Origin of the sequence: Bifidobacterium asteroides, assembly GCF_009683175.1 — a bacterium.
Taxonomy (GTDB): domain Bacteria; phylum Actinomycetota; class Actinomycetes; order Actinomycetales; family Bifidobacteriaceae; genus Bombiscardovia; species Bombiscardovia asteroides_H.
The window spans coordinates 87,190-104,642 of record NZ_WKKW01000001.1; the positions used below are offsets into that span (position 1 = coordinate 87,190).

At 57.6% G+C, this 17,453-nt stretch carries 16 protein-coding genes; 9 read left to right on the top strand and 7 right to left on the bottom strand.

The features are described from left to right. Positions 1 to 115 precede the first annotated feature (115 nt). On the bottom strand, positions 116 to 1,435 hold the full coding sequence (locus GKC41_RS00360) for an O-acetylhomoserine aminocarboxypropyltransferase/cysteine synthase family protein (RefSeq protein ID WP_154313033.1): 1,320 nt from the start codon (positions 1,433 to 1,435) through the stop codon (positions 116 to 118). 267 nt (positions 1,436 to 1,702) lie between these two features. Between GKC41_RS00360 and GKC41_RS00365 the strand changes: the two genes are divergently transcribed. From GKC41_RS00365 to GKC41_RS00390, 6 genes are all read left to right on the top strand, one after another. Further along, on the top strand, positions 1,703 to 2,593 hold the full coding sequence (locus GKC41_RS00365; RefSeq protein WP_154312440.1) for a pyridoxamine kinase: 891 nt from the start codon (positions 1,703 to 1,705) through the stop codon (positions 2,591 to 2,593). Between the two features lie 275 nt (positions 2,594 to 2,868). After that, complete coding sequence (locus GKC41_RS00370) at positions 2,869 to 3,492, top strand: TetR/AcrR family transcriptional regulator (RefSeq protein ID WP_154312441.1); 624 nt, start codon at positions 2,869 to 2,871, stop codon at positions 3,490 to 3,492. Between the two features lie 82 nt (positions 3,493 to 3,574). Then, positions 3,575 to 4,570: a DUF5692 family protein gene (locus GKC41_RS00375; RefSeq protein WP_154312442.1), complete on the top strand. Its 996-nt coding sequence runs from the start codon at positions 3,575 to 3,577 to the stop codon at positions 4,568 to 4,570. 614 nt (positions 4,571 to 5,184) lie between these two features. Beyond that, positions 5,185 to 5,913, top strand: a complete 729-nt coding sequence (locus GKC41_RS00380; RefSeq protein ID WP_154312443.1) for a YraN family protein — start codon at positions 5,185 to 5,187, stop codon at positions 5,911 to 5,913. Then, on the top strand, positions 5,913 to 7,499 hold the full coding sequence (locus GKC41_RS00385; protein WP_154312444.1) for a YifB family Mg chelatase-like AAA ATPase: 1,587 nt from the start codon (positions 5,913 to 5,915) through the stop codon (positions 7,497 to 7,499). Before GKC41_RS00380 ends, GKC41_RS00385 begins: the two co-directional genes overlap by 1 nt. A gap of 1 nt (position 7,500) precedes the next feature. Next, positions 7,501 to 9,162 carry a DNA-processing protein DprA gene (locus GKC41_RS00390; protein WP_154312445.1) on the top strand — a complete coding sequence of 554 codons (1,662 nt, stop codon included), beginning with the start codon at positions 7,501 to 7,503 and terminating at the stop codon, positions 9,160 to 9,162. On the opposite strand, the gene GKC41_RS00395 is transcribed toward GKC41_RS00390, so the two are convergent. After that, positions 9,078 to 9,422, bottom strand: coding sequence for an MGMT family protein (locus GKC41_RS00395; RefSeq protein WP_082067705.1), 345 nt, complete (start codon positions 9,420 to 9,422; stop codon positions 9,078 to 9,080). The genes GKC41_RS00390 and GKC41_RS00395 overlap by 85 nt on opposite strands. 78 nt (positions 9,423 to 9,500) lie before the next feature. Here GKC41_RS00395 and GKC41_RS00400 point away from each other — a divergent pair, with 78 nt between their 5' ends. The 3 genes from GKC41_RS00400 (at position 9,501) to GKC41_RS00410 (ending at position 13,438) form a co-directional block, all read left to right on the top strand. After that, positions 9,501 to 11,405, top strand: a complete 1,905-nt coding sequence (locus GKC41_RS00400) for an FAD-dependent oxidoreductase (protein ID WP_154312446.1) — start codon at positions 9,501 to 9,503, stop codon at positions 11,403 to 11,405. Between the two features lie 208 nt (positions 11,406 to 11,613). Then, positions 11,614 to 12,687, top strand: a complete 1,074-nt coding sequence (locus GKC41_RS00405) for a succinate dehydrogenase/fumarate reductase iron-sulfur subunit (protein WP_324612024.1) — start codon at positions 11,614 to 11,616, stop codon at positions 12,685 to 12,687. A 73-nt stretch (positions 12,688 to 12,760) separates the two neighbouring features. Beyond that, complete coding sequence (locus tag GKC41_RS00410; RefSeq protein WP_195760105.1) at positions 12,761 to 13,438, top strand: O-methyltransferase; 678 nt, start codon at positions 12,761 to 12,763, stop codon at positions 13,436 to 13,438. Positions 13,439 to 13,456: 18 nt separating this feature from the next. Here GKC41_RS00410 and GKC41_RS00415 read toward each other — a convergent pair whose 3' ends face one another. From GKC41_RS00415 to GKC41_RS00435, 5 genes are all read right to left on the bottom strand, one after another. Further along, complete coding sequence (locus GKC41_RS00415; protein ID WP_029678452.1) at positions 13,457 to 14,224, bottom strand: TIGR00730 family Rossman fold protein; 768 nt, start codon at positions 14,222 to 14,224, stop codon at positions 13,457 to 13,459. Between the two features lie 433 nt (positions 14,225 to 14,657). Then, positions 14,658 to 14,807, bottom strand: coding sequence for a hypothetical protein (locus GKC41_RS00420; RefSeq protein ID WP_154312449.1), 150 nt, complete (start codon positions 14,805 to 14,807; stop codon positions 14,658 to 14,660). Positions 14,808 to 14,819: 12 nt separating this feature from the next. Continuing rightward, complete coding sequence (locus tag GKC41_RS00425) at positions 14,820 to 15,476, bottom strand: ABC transporter ATP-binding protein (RefSeq protein ID WP_154312450.1); 657 nt, start codon at positions 15,474 to 15,476, stop codon at positions 14,820 to 14,822. Further along, positions 15,476 to 16,618 (bottom strand): ABC transporter permease, encoded by a 1,143-nt coding sequence (locus tag GKC41_RS00430; protein WP_229281535.1) that lies wholly within the window; start codon positions 16,616 to 16,618, stop codon positions 15,476 to 15,478. Before GKC41_RS00430 ends, GKC41_RS00425 begins: the two co-directional genes overlap by 1 nt. 77 nt (positions 16,619 to 16,695) lie before the next feature. Further along, the gene (locus GKC41_RS00435; RefSeq protein ID WP_029678447.1) at positions 16,696 to 17,238 is read right to left on the bottom strand and encodes a hypothetical protein; all 543 of its coding nucleotides are present in this window, start codon (positions 17,236 to 17,238) and stop codon (positions 16,696 to 16,698) included. Positions 17,239 to 17,453 lie beyond the last annotated feature (215 nt).

The window sequence follows — 17,453 nt, forward strand, 5'->3', positions numbered from 1 at the left end:
TATGCAAAGGTGCCCATCGAAACGTAATGAGGTATCGACAGGCACCTTCTGCTTCTTCGCCTTCTTGGTCATATATCACGCATATACGGGACCAGGAAGGAAGTATGATTGCCGGCTACTTGGCCAGACCGGATTCCTTCAATGCCTGGAAGGCACCCTTGAGGTCATCCAGAATGTCCTCGATGTTCTCCGTGCCAATGGAGAGCCTGATGGTACCCGGATGGATGGCCTGATCCTCCAGCTCCTCCGGCGTCTCCTGTGAGTGGGTGGTCGATGCCGGGTGGATGGCCAGCGACTTCACGTCAGCCACGTTGGCCAGGAGGGAGAAGAGATGCAGGTTGTTGATGAAGACCCTGGCCGCATCCTTGCCGCCCTTCAGATCGAAGGTGAAGATGGAGCCGGCACCGTTCGGGAAGTAGCGCTCGTAGAGCTCGTGATCGGGGCGGCCCTCGATGGCCGGATGGCTGACCGACTCCACCTCCGGCACGGTCTGCAGGTAGTCCACCACCTTCAGGGCGTTCTCAACGTGGCGCTCAACCCTCAACGAGAGCGTCTCGGTCCCTTGCAGGAGGAGGAAGGCTGCAAAGGGCGAGATGACGGCGCCGGTGTCACGCAGGAGGATGGCGCGGATACGGGTGACGAAGGCCGCAGCCCCCAGATCCTGGTAGAAGCGCAGACCATGGTAGCTGGGGTCGGGTTCGGTCAAGGTGGGGAACTTGCCGGGCACTGCCGCCCAGTCGAACTGTCCCCCTTCCACGACGACCCCGCCCAGGGTGGTGCCATGGCCGCCGATGAACTTGGTGGCCGATTCCACGACGATGTCAGCCCCGTGCTCCAGCGGCCGGAACAGGTAAGGAGTGGCGAAGGTGTTGTCGACAATCACCGGCAGGTTATGGGCATGGGCGATCTTGGAGATGGCTTCGAAGTCGGGCAGGTCGGCGTTGGGGTTGCCGAAGGTCTCGAAGAAGACCAGCTTGGTGTTCTCCTGGATGGCCGACTCGAAGTTGGACGGGTCCGAAGGATCCACGAAAGTGGTCTCGACACCATCGCGGGGCAGGGTGTGCTTGAGGAGGTTGAAGGTTCCTCCGTAGATGTTCTTGGATGACACGATATGGTCCCCGGTCTGGGTGATGTTCCGGAAGGCATACTCCACGGCGGCTGCTCCCGAGGCCACGGCCAAACCGGCGGTACCGTTCTCCAGGGCGGCGATCCTGTCCTCGAAGACCCCCTGGGTGGAGTTGGTCAGACGACCGTAGATGTTGCCCGGGTCCTTCAAGGCGAACCGGGCCTCGGCATGGTCGAAGTCGTGGAAGACGTAGCTGGTGGTGGCGTAGATGGGCACGGCCCGGGAATCAGTGGCGGGGTCGGCCTGCTCCTGGCCCACGTGGAGCTGAAGCGTCTCGAAATGGTACTTGTGCGGGTTCTGGTCGGTCATGTCGATTCCTATCTGTTGGTGACGTGCGTCCTCTTCCAAGTTCTTGAATGTGACCATAAGCGGCACAAGCCCCTCTGTTCAAGCCAGAATGGACTTTTCGGTATCGTCCTTTTTTATAACAGCTTCCAAAAGGTTGAAAGCGGGCCTTTTCCGTCTCGACATTGCACACGCGGAGGTACCCGTTTAACCCCTTCGCTGTAGAGTCGGGTAAGCAACGGAGAAGGCTCCGCTGCGAACAGCCTCAGCAGGCATGAAGGAGTTCAAAAGATGGCCGGACAGACGGACGATCAAAACAGGCTCTACCAGCGCGACAGCAAGTACATCCCCCGAGTCGCCGCTGTGCATGACATGTGCGGGTATGGCAAGTGCTCGCTGACGGCCGCCATCCCCATCCTTTCTGCTGCCGGATGCGACGTTTGCCCGGTGCCCACGGCCCTGTTCAGCGCGCATACCATGTTCAAGGACTACACCTTCCACGACACCACCGAGATGCTGCCGGGATACCTGGATGCCTGGCAGAAGGAGGGTGTCGAGCTGGACGGGATCTACAGCGGGTTCCTGGGCAGCGCCGAACAGGTCGACATCATTCAGCGCATGTATCGGGAATACCCCAAGGCCCTGCGGCTGGTCGACCCGGTCATGGGCGACGGCGGATCCATGTACCCCACCTACACCGAGGAAATGTGCCGGGCCGTGACCAACCTGGTCGATGGTGCCGACCTGCTCATGCCCAACCTGACCGAGGTCAGTCTGCTGACCGGCATCGACTACGAAGGCCAGGACCTTGACGATGCCCAGGTTGGTGAGCGTCTGGGCCGCCTGCTGGACATGGGCGCGAAAAACGTCATCATCAAAGGCATCGACCGGAAGGATGGCAAGCTGCGCAACTTCGTGGCCTCGGCAGATCATGGCGGAGTCAGCGAGCGCACCGAACTGGTCCACGACAAGCTGCCCTTCATGATCCACGGAACAGGCGATGCCTTCGCCTCCAGCCTCTGCGGGGCGCTCTTTGCAGGACGAGGCCTGGCCGATGCCGCCCGAATCGCCGGCGAATTCGTCCGCTCGGCCATGCAGCACACACGCAATCAGCCCGATTATCAGCAGCGCGGGGTCAGCTTCGAGCTGGATCTGGGCCTGCTGACCGGATTGGTCAGGTAAGGCGGTCGCCTGCACCTATGGTCATCGCATCATAGATCAATAGATGAACTGACCACAGGTTTCCCTAGGACCCCGGAGCATTCTCCGCTTCGGGGTCTTCTTATATTCCCCCCACCCCCAGCATGGGGCGAATCCCGGTAGTTGCCTAGAAATTAGGCATCCAAGTGAAATTGACACTTTGTCAAAGTCGGTTTTATACTTGAGTCGTCAATGTTGACAAAGTGTCAAAGTTCAGTTTCTGGAATCAGCAGACTCCGGAAGGACGGGAAGCAACCATGCAGGCATCAGCTACAGAAGACGAGTCAGGCTTCGCTCAGCGATCATCGGGCAAGAGGTCCAGGAAAAGCGACGAAATCGTCCAGGCTGTGATCGATATCTGCAGGAACAAGGGATTCTCCCACATCACCATCAAGGACATCGCCAAGCAAGTGGGGATGACCAGGTCCCTCTTCTACCACTACTTCCCCGACAAGGAGACCTTGGCCCAGGCCATGGTAGACAAGTCCGTCAACCAGGTCCTGGCCCGGATGGAGGAATGGAACAGGAAGCGGACACCCGGTGATGTCAAGGGAGCCCTGGAGACCGTCGTACAGGTGGCCCGATCGGTCATCGCCGACAACAGCCCACTCCGACAGCAGATGATCCACTCGGGCAACGGAGGGCTCTACACGCGATTCGTGGACCAGGTCTCCAAGGCCATAGCCGACTACTTCTGCCGGACGGCGGTTCAGGATTTCGCCAGGCACCACCGGAATCAATTGCCCATTGACCATGTGCGCGAAATGCTGATCGTCCTGATTTCCGGGTTCATCACTCTCCTTAGGGTGCAGCCGGACACCAGCGACGAAACCTTCATCCTCATGGCCGCCCAAACGCTCCACCTGGAGCCCTACCTGTAAGGCGACGGCGTCCTTCCCGACATCCGCTGCCAAGAAACAAACCAACGAACACCTGACACAGAACAGAAGAAAGGACATCGTCATGTTGTTCCAAGTCTACGGAGCCAACGCCCCCTACCAATGGTTGGGCTGGATCCTGGTCTTCGCATGCCTGATCGGCCTCAACGAGGTCGCCAGGCGGAGCAAGACTGGAGGCATCATCTGCTTCCTGGCCATTCCCGCCGCTCTGACCGCGTACTTCCTGACCATCTACGTATCGGCGGCCTTCGGGGCCGATTGGGCGCTTCATAACCCAACCTACGTCCACATGACCAGCTGGTTCCACTATGCCAAGCTCTATGCCGCCACCGCCGGCTGCATCGGCTTCATGGCCCTCAAGTATGGATGGGGCAAGATCGGCAAATCCCACTGGTTCAAGTGCTTCCCCTTCATCATCGTCGCCATCAACATCCTCATCGCCGTGGTCTCCGACTTCGAATCCGCCTTCCGCGGATGGGGCGGAACCTGGGTGTCCACCGAGGGCATCACCCTGATGGGCGGCTGGCACAACATCTTCAACGGGGTGGCGGGCCTGATCAACATCTTCTGCATGACCGGAATCTTCGGCATCTACGCCTCCAAGGACCGTCGCGACATGCTCTGGCCCGACATGACCTGGGTCTTCATCATCTCCTATGACCTATGGAACTTCTGCTACACCTACAACTGCCTGCCCAACCACGCCTGGTACTGCGGCCTGGCCCTCCTCCTGGCGCCCACCTTCGCCAATTTACTTTGGAACAAGGGAGGCTGGATCCAGAACCGGGCCAACACCCTGGCCATATGGTGCATGTTCGCTCAGGTCCTGCCCATGTTCCAGGACTACTCGGTCTTCTCAACCCAGTCGGTCAACAAGGCCGGGGTCAACCTGACGGTCTCCATCCTCTCCCTGGTCGCCAACGTGCTCGCGCTGGGCTACATCCTGGTCCGTGCGCGCCGTCAGCACATCAACCCCTGGACCCAGGAGGTCTTCAAGGGCACCAGGGACTTCGACCAGGCCATCGCCCGTGCCGACATGAATGTGGTCACTGCGGCCTGATTACTCGGACTAGATCAGCAAACCCGATATGGATGTGATGTGGTTTCTCGGAATCTGCGTCACATCCATTTAGTCCGCTTCAATCAAAGCTCCTCATCAATCAGAAATTCAATCGCTAGCTAACCTATCAGCTATATAGGTCATAAGACGATTCTGCAAGTGGAAATCGGAAGGTGCTACTTAGAAAATCATCAGCTGCACCTCCTTGTCTTTTGATCTCTTTGAATCTCTGATTCCCTCTTCCTGATACAGGACGACAATGAAGACCCTCACAGGCTCTTTTTGTCATGTTCGCTGACTCTTTATCAGCGTGTTGCTCCGCGTCCCACACTTATTCTTTGCTCCTTGAGCTGCTTTTGGTTTCCTCGGCCTTCTATTTTCTTGGTTTTCCATTTTCTTGGTTTCCGGTTTCTCTCGTTTGGGATTTCACCTCTGTTTCAATATTTTTCATCTTTTACCTTCGCCGCCCCTACTGATACCGGGATGAGCGCAATCGATACAAGATCAGCATCGGAAATCCACTCGTTCATCCACTTTCTCGCTATCACAGGCTCATTCGACCACATGCCTGGTTCGACTAGTCGCCAACTTCCTTCCGGTGGTCTTCTAGAAACATGAACACACAAGCTCTGACCAGACCAACCAATCACCACACACTCACCAGCAACAGGAACGACGGAACTGATGCCGACGCTATAATCGCAGACTCATCGATCGCACAGCCCATAAGCGCCCTCCCCGGTTTTAAAAGATCTGCTGATGATCCAGAAACCATCCAATCTTGGACAAATACATCAGATCCAGGCAACCATGAATCTATCGGCATAGATCTGGCAGATATTGAACGACAGATCAGAGCCAGTGGCATAAACAGCCGAGAACTGGGACGATTAGGTGAGGACTACGCCTGCCAGTGGCTGCGGGAACGAAACTGGAAAATCCTGGCTCGGAATTGGCGAAGCCGGTTCGGCGAGCTGGACATCATCGCCCTGGATCCCGAGGCGACTCTGGTCTTTGTAGAGGTCAAAACCAGACGCACCGGTCGGTTCGGATCCCCAGAGCTGGCCGTCGGCCCGCGCAAGCAGACCCACCTTCGTCGCGCTGCAGTCCAATGGCTGATCAGCCATGACCGAGATCCCGGCGCACGGCATCGTGGCACACGTTTCGATGTCATCAGCCTGTCAGTCAAATCCGACCCTGGCAGAAGCACGCATTCCGAGGGTGCTTATCCCCCGGCTTCCTGTCAGACTTCCGCCAAGGCCGTCAAGGGATCCAACCATTCGAGCAGAGGCGGATGGAATCCGGGATCAGTCTTCCTCAGACACACCAGGGAGGCTTTCTGATGCGTCTTGGATCCGCTGAATCCGTGGGATTGATAGGCCTCAAGGCCTTTCTCATCCACGTGCAGTCCTTCATCTCCCCAGGTCTGCCCTACTTCTCCATCATCGGCCTGCCGGATGCCTCCTTGTCGGAGTCGCGAGAACGGGTCAAATCCGCCTGCTCTGCCTGCGGATTCCGGTGGCCGCAGACCAGGGTCACCGTCAACATGTCCCCCGCTTCAAAGCCCAAGCATGGCTCCTCACACGATCTGGCCATTGCGACCAGTGTCCTCGAGGCCGGCGGAGCATTGCCAACGGAAGGCCTGAATCATACGGTCATCCTGGGCGAACTCAACCTGGACGGCACGATTCTGCCCATCAATGGCCTGCTGCCCATTCTGACGCAGGCCAGAGCCCAGGGAATCACACGGGCTTTCGTCCCTGCAGACAACCTTGACGAGGCCCGTCTGGTTCCCGATATCGAGGTCGTGGGACTGCGCCACCTGGGCCAGCTCATCCAGGCCTTGGGTGGGCGAAGCAGGATCGCCATCCCCGAAGCAGACACTCGCCAAGACTCTGACAAATCGACCCCCGTAGCGAGCGTGCACCACATGAACTCAGGTCATGAAGTCAATCCCCCCGCCAATTCCGACCCAGCTCCACCCAAGCCGGACATGGCTGACGTGATCGGCCAGGAGGAGACCAAGTGGGCCATGATGGTTGCTGCAGCCGGCGGTCACCACATGCTCATGGTCGGCCCTCCAGGAGCCGGCAAAAGCATGCTGGCTGAACGGCTTCCCAGCATCATGCCTGCCTTGGACGCTGTTCAACAGCTGGAAGTGGCCTCCATCCGATCCCTGTGCGGCACGCTGAGCCAGTATGGGATCACCGATGTGCCACCATTCGAGGCCCCTCATCATACGATCTCCATGGCGGCCATGGTCGGGGGCGGCGCAGGACTGGCCACGCCTGGAGCCATCACCCGCGCTCATCGCGGCGTCCTCTTCATGGATGAGGCACCGGAATTCTCCCCAAGGGTGATCCAATCCCTGCGTGAGCCCTTGGAGATCGGACGTATCTTCCTGTCCCGGGCCAAGGGCAGCACCACCTTCCCGGCTCGTTTCCAGCTGGTCATGGCCGCCAACCCCTGCCCCTGCGGATACGGATACGGAACCGGCGAGCGCTGCACCTGCACGCCCCGCGAGCGCCTCCGCTACTGGAACAGGCTGTCAGGCCCCATTATGGACCGCATCGACATACAGACCACAGTTCCTCCAGTGACCGACCCGGGATTCGATGACCACCGTCCACGTCAGCGCAGCGCCCAGATCCGTCAGCGTGTGACCCGCGCCCGCCAGGCAGCAAAAGAGCGTTTTCACAAGGAAGGCTGGACCTGCAACGCCCAGATCAGCGGCGAATGGCTGCGCCAGAACACATCAGCCAAGGCTCGTTCGGTCGTGGATCAGGCCCTGCGCAAGCAACGGATCAGTCTGCGCGGGGCCGACAGGACCATGCGCCTGGCATGGACTTTGGCGGACCTGGACGGACGAGCCAGCCCCGGTGCCGACGATGTGACCACCGGCATCCTGCTCAGGACAAGGGCCGTCTGAGATGGCCGACCCCTTGATGAGAACCATGCCCGACGGCCAGCCGCGACCGATGACCATGGTCGAAAGCGACTGGCTTGCCAGGGCTGTGCTGACTCTGGCGGCAGACGGCCCCGATGCTTTTATGATTGCCTGTCTTCTGGGCTCGGCCCAGGCGGCCGACTTGTGCCGGAACCTGATCGAACTTGAAGCGCCGAATCAGCCGGATGACGACGGCTCTCATGATGCTGCTCGCTCTAGACTAGACGAACGCTTTCTGAAGGGGACGGCTCGGTGGGGACGACAAACAAGGCCTGAAGACCTCACCCGGTTCCACAAGATCAGCAACTCCTGGCGAAGACGCCTGACACCCTTGCTGGCCATGGACACTGGCCAAGTACGGACCATGATGACTGGTGGAGGCCAATTCTGGGTGATGACCCCAGGTGATTCCTGCTGGCCAGGCCAGGTGGATGACCTGGCACGCCGATCCGACTGGGCCCCTCCCCTCTGTCTATGGGGACGTGGCGATCCTGAAGCATTGATCTGCTGTGACCAACCCTTGGCCGTGGTCGGGTCCAGGACCTGCGACGAGTATGGCCGGTCCATCGCCCACCAGATCGCCAGACAGGCCGCCAGCCAAGGCCACCTGGTCGTCTCCGGCGGAGCCATGGGCACGGACGCCGCAGCCCACTGGGGAGCCCTGGCCGCCGGCGGCGGACGCACAATAGCCGTTTTTGCCGGAGGCCTGCGACATATGGGGCCCAAACGCAACAGCCGTCTGTTCGAGAACATTGAAACAGATGGCGGCGCACTGATCAGCGAGCTGCCCCCTGACACCATCCCCGAGGCGCGTCGGTTCCTGCTGCGCAACCGAATCATTGCAGCCCTGGCCTCCGATATCGTAGTAGCACAGGCACGGCACCGATCAGGCGCACTGAATACAGCCAACTGGGGCGTGGAATTGGGCCGTCGTGTGCTGGCTGCCCCCGGCAGAATCGACCAGCCGGAAAACACCGGCTGCAACCGGCTTATCCATGAGGGCAAGGCGGAGTTGCTCCTGTCGGCATCCGACATCCAAGAGATCTGCCATCCCGCCCATGCACCTATCCACCCTGGAAGGTCTGTTCAACAAGGAGCCAGCGGCTCAGTCAAAACCACCGAAAATCATGAGCACCAAGCAAGTAGACAGCCCATACAGCGCACAAGACCGCTTGACTCCGACCATCCGATCCAAACCATCCATAGCAATCAACCGCTGCCGATCACACTCAAACAGTCCTGGACAGATAGAGGTGGGCTTTCGAACCGCTCTCAGAATAAAGAGCCTCCTTCAACCCCACCATCAAACCCAGATAAGGACCGTGAATGTGGAAAAACCGACGACAATCATCTAGCCGAGGGAGAGGCAACCGTTTTGGCAGCTATCCGCACCTACCAGCGTCGGGGAGGTCCGCCAATGACTGGGCAGCTTCGCGCTGAGCTAGCAGATCAGGGGCATGAGCTCTCAGTCAGGCAGCTGATGCAACTGCTGGGGTCCCTGGAGATTCGTGGCCTAATCAGGCTGCAGGACGGATGCGTCGTAGCTGAAGATCCGAAGAATCAGGCCTTCCAGCGACAGCGATCCAAATCAACCACCCAACCATCTGCACCAGCAGATTCATCACTACGAGGAGGAACAAAATGAACACCCTCATCCTCCAGCAGCTGACGCTGACGTTCAGGACCGCCAAAGGCGAAACCCGGGGCCAGAGAACCATCGCGGAAGACCACACGATGACAGGGAATCACTCCAGGTTCAGGATTGTCATGAAGTGCATACCCCACGAACCTGGCGTTACGGGGATGACCAGTCAGGGAGGCGACCTGACCATAGGTGGCCACCTTGCCGCGAGGGATCCGCCTGACGACCTGATAAACCTGCTGGGAGAAGGAAAGCTCGGTCATAAAACCTATTCTGCCCACGCAAGCAGACATGCACTGGTAGGACTGCCGGTATCAATAGGTCGTGACAGTATCGATGGTATGAATCCGCAGAAGGTCAGAAACCGCTATGATGCCGTCATCGTCGGAGCCGGAGCGGCCGGGTTGTCAACGGCTCTGGGACTGTACAGAGCTTTAGAGGGCAAACAGAGCGAAAACAGCTCGTCGCCAAAGGTCCTGGTTGTCTCCAAGCTGCAGCCCCTGCGATCCCACACCGGATCGGCGGAGGGCGGCATTGCGGCCAGTCTGGGCAACCAGGAGAAGGACGACTGGCATTGGCACTACTACGACACCGTCAAGGGCGGCGACTGGCTGGCCGACCAGGATGCCGTGCGGATTCTGGCCGAGCAGGCGCCGAACATCGTCATCGAATTAGAGCATGACGGAGTGGCCTTCTCAAGAACTGAAGACGGGCACATCGCCCAGCGGAAGTTCGGCGGTCATACCGCTGATTATGGCGGGCATCCAGTCAGGAGAGCAGCCTATGCAGCCGACCGTATCGGCCACCAGATCCTCCACGCCCTTTGGCAGCAGTGCCTGCGTTATGGAGTCGAGTTCGCCGAGGAATGGTATGTGACCGATCTGGTCGTCGACCCGCCCACTGATGAGAAAACCGGCGGCCAGGCCCGTGGACTGATCGTCCTGGACACCCATGCCGGCAAGCTGCAGGCCATCCAAGCCGACAATATCGTCCTGTGCACGGGCGGGGCCGGCCGACTCTTCCATACGACCTCCAACTCCTGGGACCTGACCGGCGATGGCATGGCGCTCGCCCTGCAGGCCGGCCTGCAGCTGGAGGATATAGAGTTCATCCAATTTCATCCCACCGGCCTGGGCCACACCGGCATCCTTCTGTCAGAAGCCTCCCGCGCAGAAGGCGGCGTGCTCAGGAACAGTCAGAGCAAGGCTTTCATGCAGGACTACGCGCCGGGACATGGCGACCTGGCCGCCAGGGATGTGGTCAGCCGTTCCATAATGGCCGAGATTGATGCAGGTCGCGGGGTGGCCGATCCATCGGACCCGGACGGGCCTCATGATTGCGTCTGGCTGGACATGACCGGCATTGACGGCCAGCGCATGACCGCCCTGCTCCCCCAGGTCACCGAGACCATCCATCTCTACGCCCACCTGGATCCCACTGTGGACATGGTTCCGGTCAAGCCCACCGCCCACTACACCATGGGAGGCATCCCCATCACCGATCGCGGCCGCGTCTATCGCTGGCAGGATGGACGCCGTCGAATAGTCGACGGACTGTTCGCCGCCGGGGAATGCTCCTGTGTCAGCGTTCATGGGGCCAACCGACTGGGCGGCAACTCCCTGCTGGATGCCTGCCTCTTTGGTACCAGAACCGGACAGACTATCGCCGCTGGAATATCCAAAGCCGATGAGCCAAATGACAGGACCGACACATCTCCGCTCACACAAGCTCTGCAAAAGCGTCAGGCCTTCATGGACGAGTTGCTGGCTGGCGCAAGTAAAGCCGACCCCTCGGAACCAGCATTGGCTGATAGCCAAAGCGGAGAACCCGACCCTGGTGACGATACCAGTCCGAGCAACAATCCCTACGCACTGATGGGCCGACTGGGACGGCTGATGGAGGAGGCCGTTGCCGTCCGATGCAACCAGAGCAGCATCGAAAAGGGTTTGCGCGGTCTGAATCAACTGGATGCTGATGCGAGACAGCTACGGGCACACAGTGGTACGGCAGTGCTCAACCAGGAGGTGACTGCCATCATGGAGGTGGACAACCTGCTGACAGTGGCCCGAGCCGTGCTGAACGCCAGTCTGCAGCGTCAGGAATCCCGCGGCGCTTTGTATCGCAGCGACTATCCGCAACGCGATGACGAACACTACCTGGCTCACACCATGATCGATGCTAATGAAAACGTCTCCTGGCAGCCTGTTCATATCGTCGACATGCCTCCCAAGGGCCGCAACTACTGATGGACCCTGATGATGGACACTGAGCCGAATCTGTTCAGACAGGCACCGGCACGACACCTATCCTGGTCAGTCGGGGATTAGGATGGATTCCGCGCATATCAGTGGGCATCGGACCATTACCCGAGCAAGGACAGGAGCAACCGTGACATTACAGTCCACCGGCTCAGTCGGGTCACAGGCATCAACACCGGACCGCGATCCTCGTCCAGTGACCTTCCGAATAGCCCGTTTCACCCCACGACCCCAATCAGAGCGTCCGGCACGAACCAACCCATTCGCCAAAAGTAACCCTTTCGCCACAGCAGGCAGCCGACGGGCTCGAGGCCGTCGTTGGACTCAGGAGTACACGATCCGCATTGCCCCACAGCGCACCGTTCTGGATGCCCTTCTGCAGATCAAGCGAGAGGTGGATCCCACACTGAACTTCCGGTACTCCTGTGGACACGGCATGTGCGGATCGGACGCTGTGCTCATCAACGGCCGTCCGGATCTGCTCTGCACAGCCACCATTGCCGACTGCCTGTCTGTATCCAAGACCATACCGAACGCATACACCTCCCCCGGTATAGCTACTGGGAATTCGCAGGATCAACAGCCTCCAGCCTTCCGTCGCACCGGCACAGCGACCCCCAAAAGGGCCATATCCCCGTCACCATCGCATTCGGATTCGGTCTCAGACTCGACGGCCACAGACTTCTCGGCTACAAATCCTACGGAAATCGCAACCGTTACAGCAGCTACAAGCCATACTGACACACCACACCCTACTGAAACATCAAGCTATGCAGAATCTTCAGCAGTGGAGATTCGCCCGCTTCCCGGCTTCACCCCGCTCAGAGACTTGATAGTGGACACCGATGCCATGTTTGAACAGATTCGACGCTTCAAGCCTTATCTGCTCCATGATGATTCCTCTGCTGATAGCAGCCAAGCAGGCCAGGCAAAGGCAGCTAGCGCAGAACCAGCGTCAGAATACCGGCAAACTCCAGAAGAGCTGGCCCGGTACGAGCTGCTCAGCACCTGCATCGCCTGCGGGCTCTGCCAGGGGGCATGTCCTATTTACGCGGGCGGTGAGGCCTTTGCCGGCCCGGCGGCCATGATAGCAGCGGCTCGATTCATCAACGATTCCCGCGACAGTCATCGGCAGGAACGCCTTGAGGCCATTGACCAGGTGGACGGAATCCAGGCATGCCAGTCCATACGGGCCTGCACCCGACCCTGCCCCAGAGGGATCGACGTAGGCGAAGAGATGTGGAAGCTGGTCGAAGCCGTCAAGGAGTAGCCAAACTCATGCATACACAGGCCCGCGTGAGCAGGCGACAAGCTTGTGCCCTCTAGTCGTTACCATGGTTAGCATGGACAAAACCTCGTACAACAACATCGCCAGAGGATGGGAATTCGCCGAGGCAAGCGCTCTGAACGTCGAATCCGACAAGTTGCAGGCCTTGCGAGACAAGGCTTCGGAGGCCGGATTCGCCCAGTGTTCCCGGTCTCAAGGCGCCTTTCTGCAGTTCTTGGCCGGCCGGAACGCTCCGGCATCCATCATCCTGGTCGGCAACGGCTCCGTGGTCGAAGCCCTGCGCCTGATGACAGGCCTGCATGGCCATGGTCAGTTCACGGCCGTAGACTCCACAGCCCAAGGCACCTCTCTAGTCAAAAAAATATTCGCAGGGATGGAGAAAGCCCATCCAGGCATGAGGCTGCGGGCGGTCAACGCGGCTGCAAGGACCTATTTCCCCAGGCTCAACCCCAGCGACTACGACCTTATCGTCGTCTCGGGCAATGGTGACAACTACCAACAGGTCATGGACCAGGCCCCACGTCTGCTCAAGGACCGGGGACAGCTGATCTTCACGGATGCCTTCGATCTGCTGGACGACCCGGACAAGGGCGGCGTGCTTAACCCGGCCAACAGATCCGCCAAAACGACCACCCTACGGACCATCATGGAGGCGATAAGCAAAGACAATGCCTGGGAATCCTGCCTGCTGCCCATCGGCACGGGCATGATCATGGCCACCCGGGCCCGCTGACTGCCGCCCACCTACTATTCAGGCACGGTGTCGTAGGATGGCTTCGACAGCCTCATCAGGATCATCAGTGCGGATGACCAGATCGGGGTCCAGATCAGAAATCATGCCCCGCTGCTTCACCGTGTCCGAGATCCAATCGAAGAGCCCCTGCCAGTAGGCCCTGTCGAAGAGGACGATGGGCATGCTGGGTGCCTTATGGGTTTGGACCAGGGTCAGTACCTCGAACATCTCATCCAGGGTGCCGAACCCACCGGGGCAGACGATGATGCCCGAGGAGTATTTCATGAACATCATCTTGCGTACGAAGAAGTAGCGGAAGGTGATACCCAGATTCACCCAGCGGTTCAGTCCCTGCTCCATGGGCAATTCGATGCCCAGACCGACGGACTTGCCGCCGACCTCAGCTGCGCCCTTGTTGGCTGCCTCCATGATGCCTGGCCCTCCCCCGGTGATGACCGCCATACCGGCCTTGGCCAGGTCGCCGCCCATCTTGCGTGCAGCCGCATAGGTGGGATCATCCCTGCCGGTCCGCGCTGACCCAAAGATCGCTGCCGCCGGACCCAGCTCCGCCAGCGCACCGAACCCGTCGACGAACTCAGCCTGGATGCGCAGCACCCGCCAAGGATCCATGTGCAGCCAGTCCGTATCGCCACCCGACGAGAGCAACCCAGCATTGGCGTCCGCCTCGGGAATCATGGGCCCGCGCATGATGACCGGACCGCTGTGGTAGGTCCTGCCCAGGTCCGGGCCTTCGTCGTCATTGTGATTGTCAACCATATCCGCCATGTATGCATTCCTTCATCGGGCCCCGATCAGAAGGACCCGCTCGATCCTGTTCCGGCTCTCATGATAGCGGCCCCCGCCGCCCGGCTGACGGCAAGGCCAGATTCATATCTGAAGAAATCGCCCGGGCGATGAGGGTAGCTTGGACGAGTCGAATCAAATCAACGGAGTATGGTGTTGCAGACCCAGACATGGACAGATAACCTAGTTCGGCCCTCCAACCCTTTTACGGCTTGCTGTATAGATAACTTACGACTCATTTTGACAGTTCAACTGTTATACATGCATATAAAGGAACATGACCATGCCCAATAAGGACACAACAAAACTAGACCAACATCCCTGAGCGGAAGCAGATTGGGCAATACTGATGCGCCTACTATGACAAGGATCTGTACGGTCGCCATAATGTGAGTCTTATTGTTTCACCGGCTGCTCATATGGCAAGCCAAACGGCGAACGCCAGGCATGCTACGCCCAATATGCACAGCGCAAACCAGCGCTTGTCATTCTTGCCCCGAACGACTCCCAGAATTAGAAGCACCAGCCCGAGCAAAGCCTCGAATACCATAATCCAGAAACCCATGCTCTAGTCCTTTCATTGAAGTTTGATGATTCGATCATGTTGGTCAGCCAGTGAGGCATCATGGGTAACGGTGACGATTGTGGATCCCGAATCGCGGTTCAGGGCAAAGAGCAGGGCGATGATCCTCGACCGGTTCTCCGAATCGAGTGAGGCAGTGGGCTCATCGGCAAGAACAACCTCGGGGTTCATAATGATGGCCCGTGCGAAGACTGCTCTTGATTTTTCCCCTCCGGAGCATTCAAGCGGTTTTTTGCTCAGTATCGACCCGATGCCTAAAGAGTCCACCACCTGGTCGAATCTTCGAGAATCCCCCTTGCGCGGTGTCCGCGCGTAAAGCAGGGGCAGCCTGATGTTGTCCTCTATGCTCAAGGAGCTGATAAGTGCTGATTCCTGCAGGACGAATCCAATTTTCTCGTTTCTCCATGCGGCCGATTCGAGGTCGGACAGCGTGCGCGCGGATCTGCCCAGCAGCCTGTAAGAGCCTTCATAGCGTGTATCGAGCAGACCGAGGATGTTCAGCAATGTGCTCTTGCCAACGCCAGACTCTCCAACGATTGCGACCTTCTCGCCCTCGGTGACTGTCAGCGAGAAATGTTCAAGAAGAGTGACTGAAGATGAGCCCTTCCTGTATGTTTTATAATCCAGGTTGAGATCGATGACCTTGTCCATTATTGCAGCACCCCCAATGAGATAGGAACACGCCTGAGCCTCCAGGTGGTCAATTGAGCGAGCATAGCAACCAGAAGAAAATCGAACAGCGACGCGACAAGTAAGGCCAGCCAGTCCATCCTGATCATTCCACACAAGCCATAGGTCATTAAGAATGCATCTTTCTTTCGCCAGTAGCTATGCCGCGAATAAGCTGCCATGGCGAAAACAGCAAGCAATGCAATTAAGGAAAGACCCGCATAATATGCGTAGAAAAGCCGACGAAGTCTGCCATAGCTCAGCCCCACCATGAGGTTGATTGTGAAATCACGCATCATTACCCGCACACTGATCAGTGCACTCCAGACAGACAGTAAAACGATGAGAATAAGCAGTAGGCCGGAAGCCACGGTCAGAAAACGCAAAGAAGAGAACAAATATTCGTTGTAATAGTCAATGTTGTCCTGATAACTGTAAAGGTTGAACTTGGCCCCAATCGTCTTGTCGATGTAATCGCCCAATTCGGACACGTCCGCACGATCGGTATCGGATAGAACGAGATCGTTGAGCGCGTTGATATTAAAACTGACATCAGCCTGTTTGATGAAAGCCGTGGTTACGGGCACAACTACTGAAAAATTGTAGTACTTCTTCGAATTAAGCGCGTAGAAGTTTGAACGCACCGAATTCTTGGCGATGACACCGACGACCTTCACCCTTACTTCTCGCAGCAGGGCAGGGTCATGCATCTTGAATTGCGTGCCAAGCGGATAGTCGTCGGCCAGTCCCTCGCCCACCAACACGGGAATGGCATCGTTCCGCACCAGGCTGTAATCAAACGTCAACCCGCTTCCTTGAGCAATGGGAAACCCATCCAGGTCGTTATATCGCTGATTCATATAACTCACCGGAACCTTAACCCCGCGACCATTGGCCAGATTGGTCATCATTCCGTCCGTATAGAGCGCGTAGTGATATCGGCTGTCCAGACGATCGTAGACTTTCTGAATCGATGCTTTTGAGATGTCCTTGTTACCAAAATCTGAATCCGGATCCAGGTTCGCTACGAATGTTCCCTCCTTGTCAAAATGCGCCATTTGCTGGTATCCCTCACGCGTGGACAAGACACTATGAGCTGTCAGGAATGCCATGTAGTTGGCCATCAAGAACAAGATCAGTGCACCTATGGCAAAGATTGGTTTCCTGAGAAATACACGAGTCAGAAAGAAGCGGAAAACCTTCATCTTGCCCCCAAGAACACAGCGCTCAACAGTACGTATGCGGCCAGAGCCAGGAGCACATAGAAGCTATCGACTATCTCGAAGCCCAACAGCAGATGGACCACAGTCGAAAGCAAGAAAGAAATGCCGAGCAATATCAGGCATTCGACAAGATACCTGAGTTTTATCTGCCTCAACGTATCTCCCACTAGGACCCGGCATCTGACCTCAGTTCCGGCTTTTGTCACCAATTGATAAAGAAACACCAACACAAACGCAGAAAACCCCAGAACGAAAGCGCGCCGTTTTTCGATCATGAATTTGATGTAACTCATCAACACTTCCGAATCATCCGCCTGGTGTTTCAAATACACGAAAAACCCAGCCAATAGAAAGCAGCCCAAATACAGAAAGACCAACTCAAGGCGATTGTTGAGCCTCAGTATCGATCTATCCATAAAGCGTCTCACCGTGCCACCTTTCGCAGACGCCACCAGGCTAATTTCGACATGTCCGAGCTGCTTGATTGTCCAGCGAAACTTACCTTTGATGATGCTGATCAAATTTCATGGCTTGTTTCGAGCGGCAGAAGAGGCTCAGTCAGATCCAATTCTCTTTGTAAAGCCACCTCCTTGTGAAGCATGTGAGCTTACATTAAAACTTATAAATTAAAACTTTATACTGTGCGTTGATAAAGTCAGCAACATAAATGTAAACAGTTCAAGCTTACTCGGAACAGCCTTAGGAACAATCAATTTTGGAATGAAATCTCGCATTC